We start from the raw sequence: 19,083 nt of genomic DNA on the forward strand, positions 1-19,083 counted from the left end.
GATGGAACTCGGGCAAGAGCCGGCAAATGTGCCATACAAGCGAGCCAACATTTCTGGGCGCGCAAACTGAACCATATAACCTCCTTTCTCTCGTTTTGCGGGTAGGCCTTGAACCCGTATCAAAGCCGGCGTGTTCCGCGTCGTCGCCGCCTCGCCAAGAGGAGACGGCCTCTCTTTATCCATGGTGGATGCAGGCTGGCAGTGTAAACCATGCGCGCCGCCGCGCGCCAGCCGCCCTTCTGTGTCCGCGCCCCGTTTTCCCGCAATGCGGGAATGGCAAACAAAAATAGGCAATGAATTACCGCCAGGTGGGAAACCGGGCTTTTTAGCGGCGGTCGCAATAGATAAGGTTAGAAAATCCTAATAAGGACCGGACATGCCCATTCTCAGCTCTTCTTCCGATCGCCTGTTGCAAACCCTGCAGCTGGTGGCGGCCTCGCCTCAGCCGCTGAGCGCCAAGGACATGGCGCAGCAGCTGGCCTTGCCGCCGTCCACGCTGTACCGCCAGCTGACTCACTTGAGCCAGTGGGGCCTGCTGCAAGCGGGCGCGGACGGCGCCTACCACGCCGGCCCGCTGGGCCTGCAACTGGCGATGGGCTTTCAGCGGCACAACACGCTGGCGGCGCAGGCGCGCCCGGAAATGCAGCGGCTGGCGCGGCTGAGCAATGAAACCGTGGCCTTGATGGTGGCCACCCGTCAGCAGGTGATCTGCATCGAGATGATGGAAAGCCAGCAGGCGCTGCGCTGCGCCTTCGCCGCCGGCAAGGGCCAGCCGCTGGCGCGCGGCGCGTCGGCGCTGGCCTTGCTGGCCTTCATGCCGGCCGCGCACAGCCAGGCCACCCTGGACAGCATGCTGCCGCCGCAGGAACACGAGGCCCTGCGCCAGACCCTGGCCGAGGTTCGCCGCCAGGGCTACGCCACCAGCGACAGCGCCATCGATCCCGGCATCTGGGGCGTCAGCGCCCCCCTGCTGCAGGGGCGGCGCAAACTGCTGGGCGCCTTGACCTTGATGGCGCCTTCCGGCCGCGCCCAACGCCGCGCCCAGCTGGTGGAGCAAACCCGCCAGGCCGCGCGCAATATCAGCGCTTACCTGGGCTGCGATTGAGCGGCCCCGAACTGAAAGACCAAGCATGACGCTACACACACCTCCCGCGGCCTGGAGCGGCCGCATCGACGCCGAGGGCGAACTGGCACGTCGCTGGCATCAACGCATCCGCCCATGGCAGCCCGGCGTCGCCGCCGGCGTCGCCCTGCTGGGCTTTGCCTGCGACGCCGGCGTGCGCCGCAACCAGGGCCGCCCGGGCGCGGCGGCCGCGCCGCGCGCCATCCGCCGCGCGCTGGCCAATCTGGCCTGGCATCAGCCGCAAGCCGCCTACGACGCCGGCGACGTGCATTGCCGCGACGACGAACTGGAAGCCGCCCAGGCCGAACTGGGCCGGCAAGTGGCCGGCCTGCTGGACGACGGTCAGTTTCCCATCGTGCTCGGCGGCGGCCACGAAGTGGCTTACGGCAGCTTCCTCGGCCTGGCCCGACACCTGGAAACCGCCGGCCGCGCGCCGCGCGTCGGCATCATCAATATCGACGCCCACCTGGACCTGCGCCAAAGTCCGCTCGCCTCCTCCGGCACCCCCTTCGCCCAGATCGCCGCCGACTGCAAGCGGCGCGGCTGGCCGTTCCACTATCTGTGCGCCGGCGTGGCGGAAACCGCCAATACCGCCGCGCTGTTCGCCACCGCCAGACAACTGGACGTGCAGATGCTGTTCGACGAGGAACTGCAACCCTGGCGGCTGGAACAGCCCTTGCAGCGGCTGCGCGACTTCATCGAACCCTGCGATTGCCTGTACCTGACCATGGACCTGGACGCGCTGCCGGCGTCGCAAGCGCCCGGCGTCAGCGCGCCGGCGGCGCTGGGCGTGCCGCTGGCGACGCTGGAAGCGTTGATCGACATCCTCCGCGCCAGCGGCAAGCTGCGGCTGGCCGATATCGCGGAACTGAACCCGGAGCTGGATCAGGACCAACTGACCGCGCGGACCGCGGCGCGGCTGATACACCGGCTGACACGACCACTCTGAGAACCTGTTCAAGGCCTCGCGCTGGCTCGAGGCCAAACGGAACAAGCCGCGACACAGCGGCAAGCCGTACTTTTGCAAAGGAGAAACCATGCAGCAATGGAAACTGGATTTGATCGCCACCACCGCGCTGGCGGTGCTGGCCCTGCTGGCCGGCTACCGGCTCAAGCGTCATGTGCGCTTCTTCGAGCGCTTCTGCATCCCCGCGCCAGTGATAGGCGGCTTCGCCGTCTCCATCGCCGTCCTGCTGCTGCGCGAGAGCGGCGTCGCCGCGATCAGCTTCGACACCACGCTGCAAACCCCGTTCATGGTGGCCTTCTTCACCACCGTGGGCATAGGCGGCAGCCTGGCGCTGCTGCGCACCGGCGGCAGCACCCTGTTGATCTACCTGGGCATCTGTTGGGCGCTGGCGGTATTCCAGAACGTGTTCGGCGCCGGCGCGGCGGCCATGTTCGGACTGGATCCTACGCTGGGCGTGATGGCGGGCGGTGTGTCGCTGGAAGGCGGCCACGGCGCGGCGGCGGCCTTCGGCCCGATGGCGGAGCAACTGGGCACCCGCGGCGCCACCGCGGTGGCGCTGGCCTCCGCCACCTTCGGCCTGATCGCCGGCGGCGTGCTGGGCGGGCCGCTGGCCAGTTGGCTGATCCGCCGTCACCAGCTGCCGATCCAGGCCGAAGCCGGCACAACGCCGGCGCCCGCCTATCACGATCACGAGGCCAGCGTCACCGTGAACAGCGATTCGCTGATCGCGTCCATGGGCCTGGTGCTGGCCTTGATGACCGCCGGCATGCTGATCGCCGGCCAGGTGCAACAACATTGGGACTTCGTGCTGCCCGACTATGTCGGCGCCATGTTCGCCGCCATCGTGTTCCGCAATCTGAACGACCGCGCGCGACTGATCCGGCTCAATAGCGCCGCCATCGACGCCATCGCCGACATCTCGCTGGGCGTGTTCCTGACCATGGCGATGATGAGCTTGAAGATCTGGGAGCTATACGATCTGGCGCTGCCGCTCTTGGGCGTGCTGTCCTTGCAGGTGATCGCGCTGACGGCGATCAGCGTCTTCATCGCCTTCCGCCTGCTGGGCAAGAACTACGACGCGGCGGTGATGTGCGCCGGCCTGATGGGCCACGGCCTGGGCGCCACGCCCAACGCGGTGGCCAATATGAGCGCGGTGTGCCAGAAACACGGCGCCACCTCGTACAAGGCCTTCCTGATCATCCCGCTGTGCGGCGCGGTGCTGATAGACTTGGTGGCGATTCCCTTCCACGCCTGGATCATCAACTACCTGCACTAAGGCCCGCCATGACGCTCATCCGCCTGCAAGACTGCCCGCCCAGCCCATGGAAAAATGGCGGCGGCAGCACCCGCCAGCTATTGATCGCCCCGGCCGACGCCGGCCTGGACGATTTCGACTACCGCGTCAGCCTGGCCAGCGTCGCCAGCGACGGGCCGTTCTCGCGCTTCGACGGCGTGGACCGGCAATTGCTGATCCTGCAAGGCGCGGGACTGGAGTTGCAACTGGAAGGCAGGGACAGGCTGCGGCTGACGCCGGGCGGCGCGCCGCTGGCCTTCGCCGGCGAGACCCCGGCGCAAAGCCGGCTGCTGGACGGCCCGCTGACCGATTTCAACGTGATGACGCGGCGCGGCCGCTACCGCTCGCGGCTGGACAAGCTGATGCTGGATGGCGCGCTGGAATTGGGCTCCAGCGCTGAACTGACCCTGCTGTTAACGCTGGAAGACGGCGCGCGGCTGTGGCAGGACGGACGGCCGCTGCCGCTGGCGGCCTGGGACGCTGCCCTGATCCGGCGCGGCGAGACGCTGCGGCTGCAGGCCGAGCGCCCGCTGCCGCTGTGGCGGGTGGAACTGGAAACCATCGATCCGGCCTGAGCCGACCTATAATCACCTAGGCTGTTGAAATAGGCCAATTGGCTTTTTAACTCCTAAGGAGATTCCCATGGCATCAACTGTTTCCTATATCGAGATCGGCGCCGGAGACGCGGCCCCTGTCGGAGCTTTCTTCGCCGAGCTATTCGGCTGGAGCTTCCACCCGATGGGCACGGACGGCGGCGGCTGGTTTCAGGCCGGATCGATTAAAGCCGGCCTGCACGGGGGGGATGCCGCGCCCCGGATCGATCTCTTCTTCCAGGTGCCGGACCTGGCGGCCGCCGTTGAGCGCGTGCGGGCCCTGGGCGGCCAAATCGACGGCGGCATCGCGGAGGAGCCGGGCTTCGGCAAATTCGCGCAATGCCATGCGCCTGGCGGCCTGAGCTTTGGCCTGCATCAGCCCGAGTCGACATAAGCGAGCAGGCTCCACGCCAACGACGGGACCTCAGGTCCGCCTTCGCTGCAAAGCGCGGGCGGACCGCGCCCGCTTATTGCTGCCGCGTCACCCAGCTGCGCAGCGAGATGCCGCCGGGGATGCCGCTGCATTGCGGCGCCTCGGCGTCATGCATCAGCTCGAAACGGCTGCCGGTCCAGGCCCAGGCGCTGCTGGCATTGCAATCGTTGAAGCCGCGGCCCTTGGAAAAACTGCTGAGCACGCCTTGATCGAACTCGGCGTTCATCTGGTATTCGGGCTCGCCGCCAGGCAGTTGGGCCAGCCGCGGCTGATACGGCGGCTTGTCCTGGGCGATCCACACGCTGGAACCGCTCTGGTAAGCGCCGCGACCACATTCGCGCAGCACCAGCACTTGCTTGGCGCTCAAGCGGTGCACGCTCACCGCCGGATGCTCCTCGTCCGGCATCTGCTCCCAACAGTCACGCTCGCGCACCGCCTTCAGGATGGGCGCCGCCAGAGCATCATCGCCGGGCCGCGCCGCCGTCGGCACCGGCCGCAACAGCGGCGCCGGCAAGGCCGGCGGCACCGAGGCTTCCGGCTTCGTCCCCTTCTTCACCAGCGCGCCGGGCGTGCCCAGCCGGCCCTGGGCTTCGTCCATGCGCAGCAGCGCGGCCTTGAGGCCGGCCAGCGACAGCCGCCATTGCTGCTTGCCATCGCTCAACTCCGCCGCGTCCGCGTCCAGCATGCGCGGCAGCAACTTGGCCATCTGCGCGGCGGACAGTGTCTGCTCGTCTTTCAGACCCGGCAGACTGAAACCGCCCACACTCAGGCTCAGCGGGCCGATTCCGCCCTCCTCCGAATTCGCCAGCAACTCTCCGCTCAGCGGCGCATTCGGGCCGCCATCGCGCTTGAGCAGCAGGCTGACCGGATTGCCGCCCTCATCGCCCTGGGTGCCGTTGGCCTCGCAATGACGGGTGTTGTCGCAGGCCACCGCCCAATCCTTGTATACCTGCGCCTTGGCCCAACTCGCGGCGGGCAGGCTTAGCGCCGCCAGTGCGGCGACCATGATGTGTATTCGCATGCTTGTCCTTGTGTCATTCCATGCCCACCGCGCGGCGATAGTGCCGTAGCGCCAACACGCGGCAGGCGGGGCGCAAACGCTCAGTCCCGCTGGCACACCCGGATCCGATGCCCATCCGGGTCCAGCGCCAGGAAGGTGCGGCCGTAGACTTCGGTGCTCGGCGGCTGCGCGATGCGCAGATCGGGGTCGGCGCGCCAGGCCTGATAGAACTGGTCCACCTCGGCGTCGGATGCCAGCATGATACCGGTTTCGACAAATCTCGGGACATCGGCATGCGGCGCGTCGCCGCCGCTCCACAAGGCGAACAGCGCCTCGCCGCCGGCGCTGAAGGCGACATAGCGCGGGCTGGCGAATACCGGATCTGTGGTGAACAAACGGCGATACAGCGCGGTGGAACGCTGGATATCCGTCACATACAGCAGTTGCAGATTGGGTTTGGGAGCCAAGGTCATCGCTATCTTCTCTTCATGAAATGCGGGCTGCGCCGCGGATGACGGACAGGCTACGCCCCCTCTGCTGACAGCGTGGCGTCAGCAGGGCGCGGCTTTTCCGCGTCCCCGCGCCGACAGCAGCAGCGCGAACAGCATCAGCGCCGCCGCCAGGCCAAAGGCGGCGCGCATGCCGGCGGCCACTTGCGGCGGCGCGGCGGCGGCGATGTCCGCGGCCCCGCTGGCCGCGACGAACACCACGCCCATCAAGGACGCGCCGCTGATCAGGCCCAGATTGCGCGACAGATTGAGCAGGCCGGACACCAGGCCGCGCTGGCGCGGCGCGGCGCCGCCCAGGACCAGGGTGTTGTTGGCGGCCTGGAACAAGGCGTAAGCGGCGGTGATCGCGATCAGCGGCAGCAAATAGCCCGCCAGCCCCAGGCGCGCCGGCAGCAATGCGAGCGCCAAGGCGCCGGCCGCTATCCCGGCCAGACCTGCCAGCGCCGCAGCAACCGCGCCGCAGCGGTCCACCAGCCACCCGGCCGGCACCCCGCTCAAGGCCGCCACCAGCGGCCCCGCCGACATCGCCAGGCCGACGCCGGCGGCGTCCAGCCCTAAACCCCGCGCCAGATAGAACGGCCCCACCACCAGGGTGGCCATCATCACCGTGGACACCAGGACGTTGCCGAGCAGACCGACGGCCAACGCGGGATCACGCAGCAGGGCTAGATCAAGCAAGGGCGCGGCGGCCTTGGATTCGGCCCGGACAAAGAACCAGCAGCCAACGGCGGCCGCCAGCAACAAGGCGGCGTTGAGCGCGCCGAAATGCCCCGACGAATGGTCTTGCTTCAGGGTCAGCGCCAAGGCGTAGGCGGCCAGGGTCAGCGCCAGCCAAGCGCTGCCGGCGGCGTCGAAACCGGCGCGCTCGGCCCTGGGGCCGCGCTCCGCCGGCAATGCGCGCCAGGCCAACGCGAAAGCCAGCGCGCCCAGCGGCAGCTTGACCCAGAAAATGGCGCGCCAACCATGGGCCTCGATCAGCGCGCCGCCCAGCGACGGTCCCAGCGCGGTGCCGACGGCGGACATGGAACCCAACAGCCCCATCGCCCGGCCCACCTGCTCGCGCGGCGCGATATCCGCGACAAAGGCCATGCCCAGGGCCAGCATCAGCGCGGCGCCGACGCCTTGCAACGCTCGTCCGGCGAGCAATGCCCAGAAGGCCTCGGCCGTGCCGCAGCCCACCGAGGCCACGGTGAATAGGGCGATGCCGGCCAGCAGCGCGCGGCGGCGGCCGAACTGATCGCCCAGCCGGCCAGCGTTGACGCTGGCCAGGGTGATCAACAGCAGATAGGCCAGCACCACCCATTGCGCTTGCCGGAAAGACACCTGGAAGGCCGTGGCCAGGGTGGGCAGGCCGACATTGGCGATGCTGGTGCCCAGCGAGGCCAGCAGGATAGCCAAGGCCAGGCTGGCCAGCGCGGCGGCGGAAGAAAACGAAGAGGATGCGGGAACAGGCATGAGGACGACTCCCCGCCGCGTCCGGCCCCGAACGCCGGAGCCGCCAACGCGGACCCGATACAGGCTACGCCGCCGCCATGGCAGGCGGAAGACGCATGGTTTGCACTGAATAGTTGCGTTTGACGCCATATATCGTTGTGCTAAGGTGAGGCCATGCCCATGCCCGACCTCAATCTGCTGATCACCCTGGACGCGCTGCTGAGCGAAGGCAGCGTCGTCCGCGCCGCGCGCCGCCTGCAGCTCAGCCCCTCGGCGATGAGCCGCGCGCTGGCGCGGCTGCGCGAGCTCACCGGCGACCCGCTGCTGGTGCGCGCCGGCCGCGGCCTGGCGCCGACGCCGCGCGCGCTGGAGCTGCGCGAGCGGGTGCACGCGCTGGTGCTGGACGCGGAAAACGCGCTGCGCCCGGCCGGGACGCTGCGGCTGGACAGTTTGCAGCGCAGCTTCACCCTGCGCTGCAGCGACGGTTTCGCCGAGAACTTCGGCCCACGGCTGCTGGCGCGGCTGCAAGGCGAGGCGCCGGGCGTGCATCTGCATTTTCTGCCCAAGCGCGACAAGGACAATGCGCCGCTGCGCGACGGCGCGGTGGACCTGGACACCGGAGTGGTGGGCCACGAAGCCGGGCCGGAGTTGCGAGTGCGCATGCTGTTCCGCGACCGCTTCGTCGGCGTGGTGCGCGCCGGCCATCCGCTGATGTCCGGCGCCATCGACGTCGAACGCTACGCCGCCGGCCGCCATGTGATGGTGGCCCGCCGCGGCGGATTGGTCGGCCCGGTGGACGAGGCGCTGAGCGCCCAGGGGCGGCAACGGAATGTCGCGGTCACCGTGGGCGGCTTCGCCACCGCGCTGGCGCTGGCGCGCGCCAGCGATCTGATCGCCACCGTGCCGGAGCGTCACACCGGCCAGTTGCGCGCCGGACTGCACAGCTTCGCGCTGCCGCTGACGGTGGCGGAAATCACCGTTTCCATGATCTGGCATCCACGGCTGGACGCGGACCCGGCGCAGCAATGGCTGCGCACCTGCGTCAAGGCGGTGTGCGATGAGCAATTGGCGGCGGAAAGCGCCGTGTGAAGCGCCGCTCCACGCCTAAGAACCTGTTTACGATCTGCTGCGCGTCGTGGAGCGTTACACGGTGAGTACAAGCTCAAAATGCTCATGTACCACGTGTACATTCCGCTTTTTCGCTCGTTTTCGCCTTGTCTCGCCTTAGCTCGCGAGATCGTAAACACGTTCTAAACGTAAATCTCGCCCTTCAGATACAGCCGCGCCTGCCCCAGCAAAGCCACTTCCCCGCCTTCCAGCCGGCACTCCAGACTGCCGCGGCGCGCGCCGCCCTGGCGCGCCTGCAAACGGGTCTTGCCCAGTACGCCGGCCCAGTACGGCGCCAGCCAGCAGTGAGCCGAGCCGGTGACCGGGTCTTCGTCGACGCCGACGCCGGGGCCGAACCAGCGGCTGACGAAATCGCAATCCGCGCCGCGCGCGGTCACCGCCACCCCGCGCTTGGGCAAGCCGCGCAGCCGCTGGAAGTCCGGCCGCAGCGCCGCCAGCCGCGCAGCGTCGTCCAATACCACGATGTAGTCGTCGGCGGCCAGCACCTGGCCGGTGTCCAGGCCCAGCGCCGCCAGCAGGCCGGGCGGCTCGGCGCAGGGCCGCGGCGTCACCGCGGGGAAGCGCAGCTCGATGCGCTCGCCGTCGCGCCGCGCCGTCAATTCGCCGCTGCGGGTCTGGAAGACGATGCGCTCGCCGCGCCAGCCCAACTGATGGAACAACACCCAGGCACTGGCCAGCGTGGCGTGGCCGCACAAATCCACCTCGGTGGTCGGGGTGAACCAGCGCAGCGCCATCCGCTCGCCATCCGCCACCAGGAAGGCGGTCTCGGACAGATTGTTTTCCATCGCGATGGCTTGCAGCGCGGCGTCCGGCAGCCAGGCCGACAACGGGCACACCGCCGCCGGATTGCCGTGGAACACCGCGTCACAGAACGCGTCCACCTGATAGATAGGGATGTTCATGCCTTGTCCTCCCGCGCATCGCCGCGGATTTCGTCCAGATAGTTGTAGACGGTGTAGCGGCTGACGCCCAGCGCCTCGGCCGCGCGCTCCACCCCGCCTTTGACGATGAACAGGCCCTGCTCCAGCATCTGCGCCACAGCCTGTTTCTTGTCCGCCTTTTTCATGCGCGCCAGCGGCTTGCCGCCGCGCTCCAGCGCCTGGGCGATGATGTCCTGCATCGCTTCGTCCATCGCCGGCGGCTCCGGCGCCGTCCGTTGCGGCGGCGGCGCGCGGCCCACCAGCGCCTGCAGGCAGGCCAGCGCCGCTTCCAGTTGGCTGCGGTCGCTGTTCAGGCACAGCGCGGCGAAGGGTTCGCCGGCGGCGGTCTTGAAGACGGCGCTGGCGGACAGCAGCCGCCGGCCGTCGCGGCTCAGGGTATGGTAGCCGGACACCAGCGCCGGTTCCGCGCCGCCCTGACGCATCGCCTGTTCGATGGCGGCGAAGCCGCGGTCGCCAGCCGGGCCGCCGAGGATGGCGTCACCGGCCTGACGGCCGGACACATGGCCGTTCTCGATGGCGATGATGGAGCGCTCCGGCCGGCCCAGATCATGCAGCACCACCTCGGTGTGCGCATCCACCATGGCGCCCACCAGCTTGACCGTGGCGCTCAAGGCGCGCAGCACCGCCTGCTTTTCCGCCTGCTTCGGATCGTCCATGCGCCCGCCCGTCAACGGTAAAGGCTGAACTTGCGCGTCAGCGCGCCCAGTTCGGCCTCGTCGCCGCACAAGGCCACGCCCCAATACTCCAAGGCGGCGGCCGGGGTGGCCGCGGTGCGGCGCAGTTGTTCGGCGCTGCCGCCCTCGGCCATGGTGTCGGTGAAATCGACGCAGGCCACGCCGGCTTCGGCGGCGGCCTGGCGCAGCCGTTCCAGCTTGGCGGAGTTGTCGGCGCGCAGCACGATGAAGGGATCGGCCGAGATCGCCGGATGCACGCCGCCGTCGGCGTCCACATAATCCACGTGGTTTGCCGCCGCGTCCGCGCGCCGCAGCCGGCAGGCCAGCGCCAACGCCAGATGGCCCAGCACATTCATCGCCCGGCCCGGCTCCAGCCGCTTGTGGATCACCGCCACGTATTTGCGCGCGGCGGCATCGGCGCCGCCGGCAAGGTGTTGTTCGCTCATCTGCGCTTCCTTCCAAAAACCAGCGGCCGGATCACGGCTGTCACCGCACGGTCCGGCCACAATATTTCAACATTAAGTTGAAATTTACATTTTTGGTTGAATTATTGCAAGCGCGGCTCCACGCCGTACACCGCGTCGCGCAGATCGGAAATGAAGCGCCCGGACATGCCTTCATACAAGGTATTGGTGAAGGCCACCACGCTCAGGCCGCACGCTGCATTCCACATTCGACATATCGCTTCCTTTGGCTGCAAAACAGCCCACAACGATAAGCGACCGCCGCGCCGGGAAAAAGCGGGCGGCGCTCCGCTCTGTCGTGAGAAATTGTCCGGAATGGCTGGCCGGCGCTCACAGGCTGGCGCGTATGATGTCCGCTGCCCGCTCCAGCTCGCGCCGCGTCACCAGGCTGCTGCAAGTGAAGCGCAGCAAGTCCGGCTTCCAGGCCAGCGCCAACACGCCCCGCTCCGCCAGCCGCGCCGCCGCGGCCTTGGCGTCCGCCGCCTCGATGAACACCATATTGGTCTCCACCGGGTATTTGAGCCGCGCCGCCTCCCCCAGCCTGCGCCCCAGCCAGGCCGCATTGTCATTGTCTTGCTGCGTCACTTGCTGCCAGTGCCGCATCTTGTCCAGCGCCACGCCGGCCATCAGCCCGGACTGGTGCAGGCTGCCGCCCTGCCACTTGCGGAAGACCTTGGCCGCCTCGATCTTGTGGGCCGGCCCGGCCAGGATGGAGCCGAACGGCGCGCCCACGCCTTTGGAAAAGCAAAAGTTCAACATGTCCGCCGGCCGCGCATAACGCGCCGGCGACAGATCCAGATGACTGCAGGCATTGAGCACTCGCGCGCCGTCCAGATACAGGCTGAGGCCCATTTCGTCGCACAGCGCGCGCACGCGCAGCATCTCGTCCACCGGATAGGCGATGCCGCCGTAGCTGTTGATGCTGCTCTCTATCGCCACCACCTTGGGCACCGCGTACAGGCTGGACCAGCGCGCCTTGGCGTGGATGGCGATGCGCGCTTCGTCGGCGGTGAGCACGCCGTTCCGGCTATGGTAGGCATTCAGCACCAGGCCGCTGTTGGCGCTGACCGCCGAGGATTCGAAGAAGCTGATGTGATAGCCCACCTCGGTGACGATCTCATCGCCGGGCGCCGCCAGACAGCGCAGGCCCACCTGATTGCTCATGGTGCCGGAGGGCATGAACAAGGCCGCCTCCTTGCCGAACAGCTCGGCGCAGTAGGCTTCCAGTTCACGCACATAGCGGTCTTCGCCGTAACAGTCGTCGCCGATCTTGGCGAAATCCAGCGCTTCCACATCGCGCTTGCTGACCCGCGTCAGAGTGTCGCTTCTCAAATCGATGATGTCCGGCATGTCTGGTCCCGTTGGTGAACGTCGGCTGGAGGATGGCAAGCGGCGGCAAGGAAAACCTCGGGCGAGGACAGCCGCCGCGCTATTGGCATGCCAATCAAATGCGAAGCAAATGCTAGGGGCCGGCCATCAATGATTCAACACGACTTTCGATAAGGTTGACGCTGCCCAAGCGGCTAGTTATTCGTACGGAGTGCGATTTTACGCTGGAGAACTAACATGGTAGCCACGCCGCCAATCAGCGAGGCCATCATGAGAAACCTGAACTATCACGGCTTGTGGCTGGGCCTGCTGCTCTTGGACATCACCGCGCTGGCGATGCTGCCGTGGCTGACGGAACGGCCTTTCTCCCGCTCCCTGCACACCAGTCATTTCGCGCTGGGCCTGCTGGTCACCGCGCTGGCGGCCGCGCCGATGATCCGCTTCCTGGTCATAGGCTGGGGCGCCCGCTACGAGGAATTCCGCAACCGGCTCAACAACGGCGCGCTGGTCTATTACCTGCGCCAGTTCTGGCAGCCGCGCACCGACAAGCACCCGCAACTGAGCACCTGGCCGTTGCCTGAGAACGAAGAAGTGGAAGCCGCCGCCGAGCAATTGTTCGAGCAGATCTACCGCGAGCACTACGGCCGCGCCGCCTTCCTCACCCCGATGCTGCTGATGCTGATCGCCACTCTGTGCATGAGCGTGCTCTACCTGCTCGCCGTCAACGACCAACTGACGCTGCCGTTCGACGCGCAGATCGTCTGCGCCGCCATTGCCGGCGCCTATCTGTTCGTGGTCAGCGACATGGTGCTGAGCGTGCGCAAGCGCAGCCTCAATGTGGCGGACGTGTACTGGTACGCGCTGCGCATGATGCTGGCCATCCCCATCGGCGCGGCCGTCAGCGCCGCCGGCGCCGCCGAAACCGTCTCCGCCGCGCAAACCGTGTCCGCCTTCGCAGTAGGCGCCTTTCCGATGGACACCCTGTTCAAACTGCTGCGCCGGCTGGTGGCGCTGAACCTGAACGCCAAGGAACAGCCGCAGGAAAACGACCAGTTGATCCAACTGGAAGGCGTGACCGCCAATATTTCCGCCGCGCTGGCGGCCGAGGGCGTCAACTCCATCGAACAATTGGTGTGCATCGACCCGGTGCTGCTCTCCATCCGCACCGGCTTTCCGTTCAAATTCGTGTTGCGGCTGGGCTCGCAAGCCATCGTCTGGCGGCACTTCGGCCAACACGCCGCCGTCCTGTCCGCCATGGGGCTGGCGGACGCGCCCGCCATCGTCACCCTCAACGAAATGCTGAAAAAAGAAGCCGGCTCCGCGCTGCGTCAGCAGGCGGACAATGTGATCGCCGACATCGTCGCGCGCTTGCAGGCCAAGGACGGCGTCGTGCTGAGCGCCGACACCGTCAAATTCAACTTCCGTCAGGTAGGCAAGGAAAACTACACCCGCTTCCTGATGGCGGCGCAAAAACAGGGCGGCCACGCCCGGCCGCCCTTGCGGCCGGTGCATGGCTTCCCACACGCGGCCTGAGAACCTGTTCAAAGTCTCGCGAGCAAGGGCGAGACAAGGCGAAAACGAGCGAAAAAGCGGAATGTACAAGTGGTACATGAGCATTTTGAGCTCGTTTTTAACGCCGTATCGCTGAAGCGCAGCAGACTTTGAACAGGTTCTGAGAACCCATTGACGGTCAATAGCGTTTCAGGCCTGGGCCTCCAGCACGCACTTGGCGATCTGCGCGTCCTGCACCGCCAGCCCGGTCAGATCCGCCAGCGTGATCTCGTCCTCGCTTTGCCGGCCCGGCTGCTCGCCGGCCAGCAGCCGCCCCAGTTCCGCCAGCCGTTCGCGCTCCAGCAATCCGGCGGCCAACGCATGCGACACCTCGTCGTAAGCCGCGCACTGCGCGACGGAATCCACCACGATGCGGTCCGCGCCGGCCACCAGTTCCAGCGCCAGCTCCTGCTTGCCGGCGGCGTCCGCGCCCACCGCGGTGACATGGCTGCCGGGCCGCAGCCAGCCGGCTTGCAGAATGGGCCGGCTGGACGGCGTGCAGGTGACGATCAGCCGGCAGGCGCGCGCCAGCGCTTCCGCGTCCAGCGTGGTCCGCACACGGTAGCCCTCGGCCTCGAACTCGGCGGCGAAGGCCGCCAGCTCGGTCTCGGAACGCCCCCACACCCATGCATCGCGGCACGGCGTCACCGCCTGCAAGGCGCGCAATTGCAGCCGCGCCTGCAAGCCGGTGCCGACGATGCCTATCGCCTCCACCCGGCTGGGCGCCAAAATCCGCGCCGCCAGCCGCCCGGCCAGCGCGGTGCGCCAGGCGGTGAGCCAGCCCTCGTCCCGCAGCAGCGCCAGCGGCGCGCCGGTTCGGGCGCAGAAGCAAAGCACCAGGCCCTGATTGCTGGGCAGGCCGCGCTTGGGGTTGTCGTAGAAACCGGAGGACACCTTGACCGCGAACAGGCTGTCGCCTTCCACATGGCCGGATTTCACGCAGCAATCGCCGTTGGCCGCCGCAAAGGCGAAATGCTGCACCGGCGGCAGTTGCGCGCGCCCGGCGGAATAGGCGATGAAGCCCTGGCGCAGCAGCGCTTCCGCCCGCTCCAGATCCAGCCGCGCCAGGATTTCATCCTTGTTGAAGATTTTCATGACACCGCCTTCAAAAACTTATCCAGCACGATGTTGCGGCCACACAGCACCACCGCCACCTTCTTGCCGTGGTAGCGCGGCGCCTGCTGCAACAGGCCGGCCAGCGCCACGCCCGCCGCGCCCTCCAGCATCCAGCGCTCGCTTTGGGCCAGCAAGCGCAGCGCCGCGCGGATCTCCGCCTCGCTGACCAGTGCGCAATGGCGGATCAGGGCCTGGCACAGCTCGAAAGTCACCGCGCCGGGCTCCACCCCGCCGGCGGTGCCATCGGACAGGGTGTCGCCCTCATCCACCTCGACGATGCGGCCGGCCTGCAGGCTGGCGTGCATGGTGGCCGCCGCCGATGGCCAGCAGCCCACCATTTCCGCGCCGGGCGCCAGGCGCCGCAAGGCCGTTCCGATGCCGGATATCAGGCCGCCGCCGCCCACGGAGACAAAGACCGCGTCCAGCTCCGGACACTGCTCGGCCAGCTCCATGCCCACTGTGCCCTGACCGGACACCACCTCCAGATCGTTATACGGCGACACGAAGGGCAATCCCGCCCGCCGCGCCGCCGCGCCGGCGCTCAGTTCCGCCGCCAGCGCGTCGCCATCCACCAGCTTCAACTCCGCGCCCAGCGCGCGGATCGCATCCAGCTTCACCGCGGCGGCGGACGCCGGCGCGTACACCGTCACCGGCACTTGCAGCAGCCCGCCGGCCAAGGCCACCGCCTGGCCGTGGTTGCCGGTGGACGCGGCGATCACCCCGCCCCGCCGCGCCGCCGGGTCCAGCAGCCGCAGCTTGTTGCTGGCGCCGCGGAATTTAAAAGAGCCGGTGCGCTGCAGATGCTCGCACTTCAGATACACCTCGCAGCCAGTCAGGGCGGACAAGGCCGAGCTGTGCTCCAGCGGCGTGACCCGCGCCTGCGGGCGGATGGCCTGGTGGGCGGCGGCGATGGCTTCGAACAGGGAATCCAGTGTCATGCTTGCTCCTTCAGCTCTTTCAAATGCTTGAAAACCGTGGCGCGACCCATGCCCAACACATTGGCCACGTAGTCGGCGGCGTTCTTGCCGCGAAACGCGCCCTCGCGCAGCAGCGCCTGCACCAGCTCGCGCTTGTGCTCGCGGCTGAGGATGGACAGGCTCAGCTGACGCTGTTGCAGCCAGCCGTGGATGAAACGGTTGATGCGTTCCTGCCAGTCGTCCTCGAACAACAAGGCCGGCTGCGCCACCAGCTTGCTGCCGGACAAGAACAGGTCCAGTGCCGCCCGCGCGCCCTCGAACACCGAGATGTCCAGGTTCACGCACATCATTCCGAGCGCGGCGCCGGCGTCGTCGCGCAGCACCACGCTGATGGAGCGCAGCTTGCGGCCATCCCAATTCAGTTTTTCGTAAGGGCCGATCACCGTCGCGTCCGGCGTGTTTTCCAGCTCTTCCAGGCCGGAATCGTCGCCCAGCTCGCGCTTGGAGAAATTGTTGGCGATATAGGCCACGGACTGGGTGGCCAGGTCATGCAGCACTACCTCGGCATAGGGGTAGAACAAGGTGGCGATGGCGTCGGCGATGGACTGGTAACGGGACAGCATGGCGGCACTCGAATTGGATCAACAAATCCAGTTTAGACTCAAAAATCCAAAATTAAAATAAAAAAGTCCAATATGGACTTAAAAATCCACAGCTAAAGCCAAGAACGAAAAAGCCGGCATCGCCGGCTTCTGGATCAGGACAGAGCCAAGAGATGCAAACACGGGCTCCAAACGCGGCACAACGTCATCAGCGCCCCAGTTGCAAACGCGGCGCGCCAAACGGCACCGACTCGCCGTTGGGATAGGCGTGCGGCCACACCAAGGGCGGCGTGCTCCAGGCGAAGTCCTGGCCTTCGAACGCGATGAAATAAGCCTGCCAGCCCGGCTGCGCGGCATCCGGCCGGAACTCGAAGCTGCAACTGCCGCGGCGGCACTGGCCCTCGATCGCCTTGGGCTGATAACGAATACCGGAATTGAAGCGGAAATCCCGGCTCTTGGGATTGCTCGCCAGCCACAGCGTGGCCTTGCCCGCCTCCCGCGCCGTCACCTTGACGCGCAGACGGCCGCTGGCCGGGTCCGCGTCCACCTGCGCCCGCGGCATCGGCTTGCCGGCCAGCCAGCGGCGCATGAACTGCCGCAAGGCCTGGCCGATCTGATCGCCCTTCACATAATGCGACTGATTGGGCAGATAGCGCAGCTGGGTGGGGCCGGCGAAGTCCGGCAGATAACTCCAGGCGGAATCCGGCACCGCGAAATCGTCGCCAGAGGCGGAAATCATATACTTGCTCAAACGCGCCATCCCGACGCGGTAATGGATCACATCCTCGAAGCGCAACAAGGCGTCCAGGCCAGGCCCGCCCTGCAGCACATCCTCGGTGATGCCGTTGCGCTGGTAATCGCGCAGCGCCACCGGCCATTGCTGGCCGTAGCTGTTGTAAACATGGGTGAAGTTGACGCGCACATTCCAGAAATCCGCCACCACCGGCACGATGGCGCTCACCCGCTTATCGTTCAGACCGGCCAGCCAAGTGGCCCAGCCGCGCTTGGACGCGCCGGCCAGCACGAAACGCTCGCTGCCCGGCAAGCTGCGCTGCAAGGCGTCCATCGTCGCGCTCACCGCCTGCGTCATCGGCAAGTGCAGGGAACTGAAGCGCTCCGCCTGCGGCTGATCCACCGTTTTACGCCAGGTATAGGCCACCAGCGCGTCCTCGCGGCCGGCCGGCTGCTCGTCCAATTGCAAATCCTGGTTCGGCACGAAATACAGCTCGGCCACCGGCACGCCCAGATCGCGCGCCAGCGCCTCCGCCGGCAAGCGATCCGGCAACTTGGGCGGCTGCGCGTGATTGCTGCCGCCGTTCACATACAGCAGCACCGGCGCGCCCGGCTTGCGCTGCAAGGGCAGGACCAGCTTGTACTGCTGCTCCCACAGCGGCGCATTGCTGTTGATGCCACTGCCGGCCCCCGGCCATTGCTGCGACACCATCCGGTACATGCGCACCTCCACCCCGTCCTCCACCACCGAGCTGAGCAGCTCGGCCGGCTGCTGGCTGGCCTTGGCCTGTTGCAAATAGTCGGCGACAACGGTGGATGCGGACTGAGCCGGCAAGGATTTGGCCGGCGCGACGGCGGGCCATGACAAGCACAGCGCGACGCAGGCGCGCAGCGCGAGAGGGAGGGAAGCGTTCATCGGCGGAATATATTAATTGTTAGAGAGTGGGTGCTAGATTTTGCAAGGTTTAGGGTAAACACTCAAGTCCTTGCCGCATCCAGCCACTCCCATACCGGCAAGCCCATCCTCAAGCCAACAGCGGCCACGGAGCCCGGCGCGCCGTCCGCAACACCGCAACGACCATGGCCAGGGTCACGGCGGCCAAAGCGGCGGCCAGCAGTGTGATGGCGTTGAAGGCCCAGCCCATCTCCAGCACCCTGCCCCCCAGCCAGGCACCGATGGCATTGCCCAGATTGAAGGCGCCGATATTCAAGGTGGACGCATAGGCGGCGGCATTGCCGGCCACCTTGATGATCAGCGCTTGCAGCATCATGCCCACCGCGAAGGACAGCCCGCCCCACAACACCATGCACGCCAGCGCCGGATACAGGCTGGCGCTGGCCCAGTAAAACGCGACCAGCACCGCAATCAGGCAAGGCAGGGTCAGCGTCAGCGCCCTCGGCAGATTCCAGTCGGCCAGGCGTCCGCCCAGCAAGCCGCCTATGGTGATGCCGACGCCGCAGACGAAGAGCGCCGCCGTGGCCACCTTGGCCTCCACATGGGTCACTTGCAACAGCACCGGCACGATATAGGTGAAGAAGGCGAACATGCTGGCCGACGCCATCACGCTGGTGGCCAGACCCAGCCAGATCACCGGCCGGCGCAGGTCCGAACCGTGGCCGGCGGGCGCCGACGGGCTGGCCCGTCCGGCCGGAACGAAGCCGGCGATCAAGGCCGCGGCCAGCAGGCCCAGCAGCATGACCGCCAGGAAGGCGGCGCGCCAGCCCTGCAACTGTCCCAGCAAGGAGCCCAAGGGCACGCCCAGCACATTGGCCAAGGTCATGCCGCTGAGCATCAGCACCATGGCCTGGGCCTCCTTGCCCGGCGGAGCCAGCCGCGAGGCCAACACCGCGGCGGTGCCGATGAAAGAAGCATGGCTGAACGCGGTGAACACCCGCGCCAGCATCAGCCAGCCAAAACCGGGGGCCAGCAGGCAGCCGGCATTGCCCACCACGAACATCAGCATCAACGCCAGTAAGGCGGTTTTTTCGCGCATGGCGCGGAGCGCGATGCCGATGACCGGCCCGCCTATCACCACCCCCAGCGCGTAACCGGACACCAGATGGCCGCTGGCTGGAATAGAAATGGCCATATCGCTGGCGATTTCCGGCAACAGCCCCATCACCACGAATTCGGCGGTGCCGATGGCGAAGGCGGCAATCGCCAGCGCGAACAGCGGCATAGTCATCAATTTGCCCGTATTCATCGCGGCTCCGGCATCCACTGCGGCGCGGCGGCGGCCACGCCCATCAAAAACAATGAAAGATACAAACAAGCT

Annotated in this window: 20 protein-coding genes; 7 read left to right on the forward strand and 13 right to left on the reverse strand. The window is 67.2% G+C overall.

The window, feature by feature from the left end; translation table 11 throughout:
• Nucleotides 1–376: 376 nt before the first annotated feature.
• From VI26_RS20745 to VI26_RS20765, 5 genes are all read left to right on the forward strand, one after another.
• Nucleotides 377–1,105 (forward strand): IclR family transcriptional regulator, encoded by a 729-nt coding sequence (locus VI26_RS20745; RefSeq protein WP_048411672.1) that lies wholly within the window; start codon nt 377–379, stop codon nt 1,103–1,105.
• A gap of 25 nt (nt 1,106–1,130) precedes the next feature.
• Complete coding sequence (hutG, locus tag VI26_RS20750; protein WP_048411673.1) at nt 1,131–2,072, forward strand: formimidoylglutamase; 942 nt, start codon at nt 1,131–1,133, stop codon at nt 2,070–2,072.
• An 88-nt stretch (nt 2,073–2,160) separates the two neighbouring features.
• Complete coding sequence (gene gltS, locus VI26_RS20755; protein ID WP_048411674.1) at nt 2,161–3,366, forward strand: sodium/glutamate symporter; 1,206 nt, start codon at nt 2,161–2,163, stop codon at nt 3,364–3,366.
• 8 nt (nt 3,367–3,374) lie between these two features.
• Nucleotides 3,375–3,959 carry a HutD family protein gene (locus tag VI26_RS20760; RefSeq protein WP_048411675.1) on the forward strand — a complete coding sequence of 195 codons (585 nt, stop codon included), beginning with the start codon at nt 3,375–3,377 and terminating at the stop codon, nt 3,957–3,959.
• A gap of 67 nt (nt 3,960–4,026) precedes the next feature.
• The gene (locus tag VI26_RS20765) at nt 4,027–4,371 is read left to right on the forward strand and encodes a VOC family protein (protein ID WP_048411676.1); all 345 of its coding nucleotides are present in this window, start codon (nt 4,027–4,029) and stop codon (nt 4,369–4,371) included.
• Between the two features lie 73 nt (nt 4,372–4,444).
• On the opposite strand, the gene VI26_RS20770 is transcribed toward VI26_RS20765, so the two are convergent.
• The 3 genes from VI26_RS20770 to VI26_RS20780 form a co-directional block, all read right to left on the reverse strand.
• Complete coding sequence (locus VI26_RS20770) at nt 4,445–5,431, reverse strand: DUF1176 domain-containing protein (protein ID WP_197081555.1); 987 nt, start codon at nt 5,429–5,431, stop codon at nt 4,445–4,447.
• Between the two features lie 80 nt (nt 5,432–5,511).
• Nucleotides 5,512–5,883 (reverse strand): VOC family protein, encoded by a 372-nt coding sequence (locus tag VI26_RS20775; RefSeq protein WP_048411678.1) that lies wholly within the window; start codon nt 5,881–5,883, stop codon nt 5,512–5,514.
• Between the two features lie 78 nt (nt 5,884–5,961).
• Nucleotides 5,962–7,374 carry an MFS transporter gene (locus VI26_RS20780; RefSeq protein WP_048411679.1) on the reverse strand — a complete coding sequence of 471 codons (1,413 nt, stop codon included), beginning with the start codon at nt 7,372–7,374 and terminating at the stop codon, nt 5,962–5,964.
• A gap of 153 nt (nt 7,375–7,527) precedes the next feature.
• Here VI26_RS20780 and VI26_RS20785 point away from each other — a divergent pair, with 153 nt between their 5' ends.
• A complete protein-coding gene (locus tag VI26_RS20785) occupies nt 7,528–8,442 on the forward strand; it encodes a LysR family transcriptional regulator (protein WP_048411680.1) in 915 nt (304 codons plus the stop codon).
• Between the two features lie 161 nt (nt 8,443–8,603).
• Here VI26_RS20785 and VI26_RS20790 read toward each other — a convergent pair whose 3' ends face one another.
• The 5 genes from VI26_RS20790 to VI26_RS20805 form a co-directional block, all read right to left on the reverse strand.
• The gene (locus VI26_RS20790) at nt 8,604–9,383 is read right to left on the reverse strand and encodes a PhzF family phenazine biosynthesis protein (RefSeq protein ID WP_048411681.1); all 780 of its coding nucleotides are present in this window, start codon (nt 9,381–9,383) and stop codon (nt 8,604–8,606) included.
• The gene (locus VI26_RS20795; protein WP_048411682.1) at nt 9,380–10,078 is read right to left on the reverse strand and encodes a transcriptional regulator; all 699 of its coding nucleotides are present in this window, start codon (nt 10,076–10,078) and stop codon (nt 9,380–9,382) included. Before VI26_RS20795 ends, VI26_RS20790 begins: the two co-directional genes overlap by 4 nt.
• Nucleotides 10,079–10,089: 11 nt before the next feature.
• Nucleotides 10,090–10,542, reverse strand: coding sequence for a DUF2000 domain-containing protein (locus VI26_RS20800; RefSeq protein WP_048411683.1), 453 nt, complete (start codon nt 10,540–10,542; stop codon nt 10,090–10,092).
• 101 nt (nt 10,543–10,643) lie between these two features.
• Nucleotides 10,644–10,769 carry a hypothetical protein gene (locus VI26_RS25210; RefSeq protein WP_255360829.1) on the reverse strand — a complete coding sequence of 42 codons (126 nt, stop codon included), beginning with the start codon at nt 10,767–10,769 and terminating at the stop codon, nt 10,644–10,646.
• 121 nt (nt 10,770–10,890) lie between these two features.
• A complete protein-coding gene (locus VI26_RS20805; RefSeq protein WP_048411684.1) occupies nt 10,891–11,910 on the reverse strand; it encodes a low specificity L-threonine aldolase in 1,020 nt (339 codons plus the stop codon).
• 249 nt (nt 11,911–12,159) lie between these two features.
• Between VI26_RS20805 and VI26_RS20810 the strand changes: the two genes are divergently transcribed.
• A complete protein-coding gene (locus VI26_RS20810) occupies nt 12,160–13,422 on the forward strand; it encodes a hypothetical protein (RefSeq protein WP_156183984.1) in 1,263 nt (420 codons plus the stop codon).
• 168 nt (nt 13,423–13,590) lie between these two features.
• Here the strand turns inward: VI26_RS20810 and VI26_RS20815 are convergent, their stop codons facing one another.
• From VI26_RS20815 to VI26_RS20835, 5 genes are all read right to left on the reverse strand, one after another.
• Nucleotides 13,591–14,535: an ornithine cyclodeaminase family protein gene (locus VI26_RS20815; RefSeq protein WP_048411685.1), complete on the reverse strand. Its 945-nt coding sequence runs from the start codon at nt 14,533–14,535 to the stop codon at nt 13,591–13,593.
• A complete protein-coding gene (locus VI26_RS20820) occupies nt 14,532–15,494 on the reverse strand; it encodes a threonine/serine dehydratase (RefSeq protein ID WP_231581076.1) in 963 nt (320 codons plus the stop codon). The genes VI26_RS20815 and VI26_RS20820 overlap by 4 nt, the downstream gene beginning before the upstream one ends.
• Entirely contained in the window at nt 15,491–16,096 is a 606-nt protein-coding gene (locus tag VI26_RS20825) for a transcriptional regulator (protein WP_048411686.1), read from the reverse strand. The genes VI26_RS20820 and VI26_RS20825 overlap by 4 nt, the downstream gene beginning before the upstream one ends.
• A gap of 187 nt (nt 16,097–16,283) precedes the next feature.
• The gene (locus tag VI26_RS20830; RefSeq protein ID WP_048411687.1) at nt 16,284–17,723 is read right to left on the reverse strand and encodes a PhoPQ-activated protein PqaA family protein; all 1,440 of its coding nucleotides are present in this window, start codon (nt 17,721–17,723) and stop codon (nt 16,284–16,286) included.
• 109 nt (nt 17,724–17,832) lie between these two features.
• Nucleotides 17,833–19,011, reverse strand: coding sequence for an MFS transporter (locus VI26_RS20835; protein WP_197081556.1), 1,179 nt, complete (start codon nt 19,009–19,011; stop codon nt 17,833–17,835).
• Between the last annotated feature and the right edge of the window lie 72 nt (nt 19,012–19,083).

The organism is Chromobacterium sp. LK1, from assembly GCF_001043555.1.
In the GTDB taxonomy this organism is placed as follows: Bacteria; Pseudomonadota; Gammaproteobacteria; order Burkholderiales; family Chromobacteriaceae; genus Chromobacterium; species Chromobacterium aquaticum.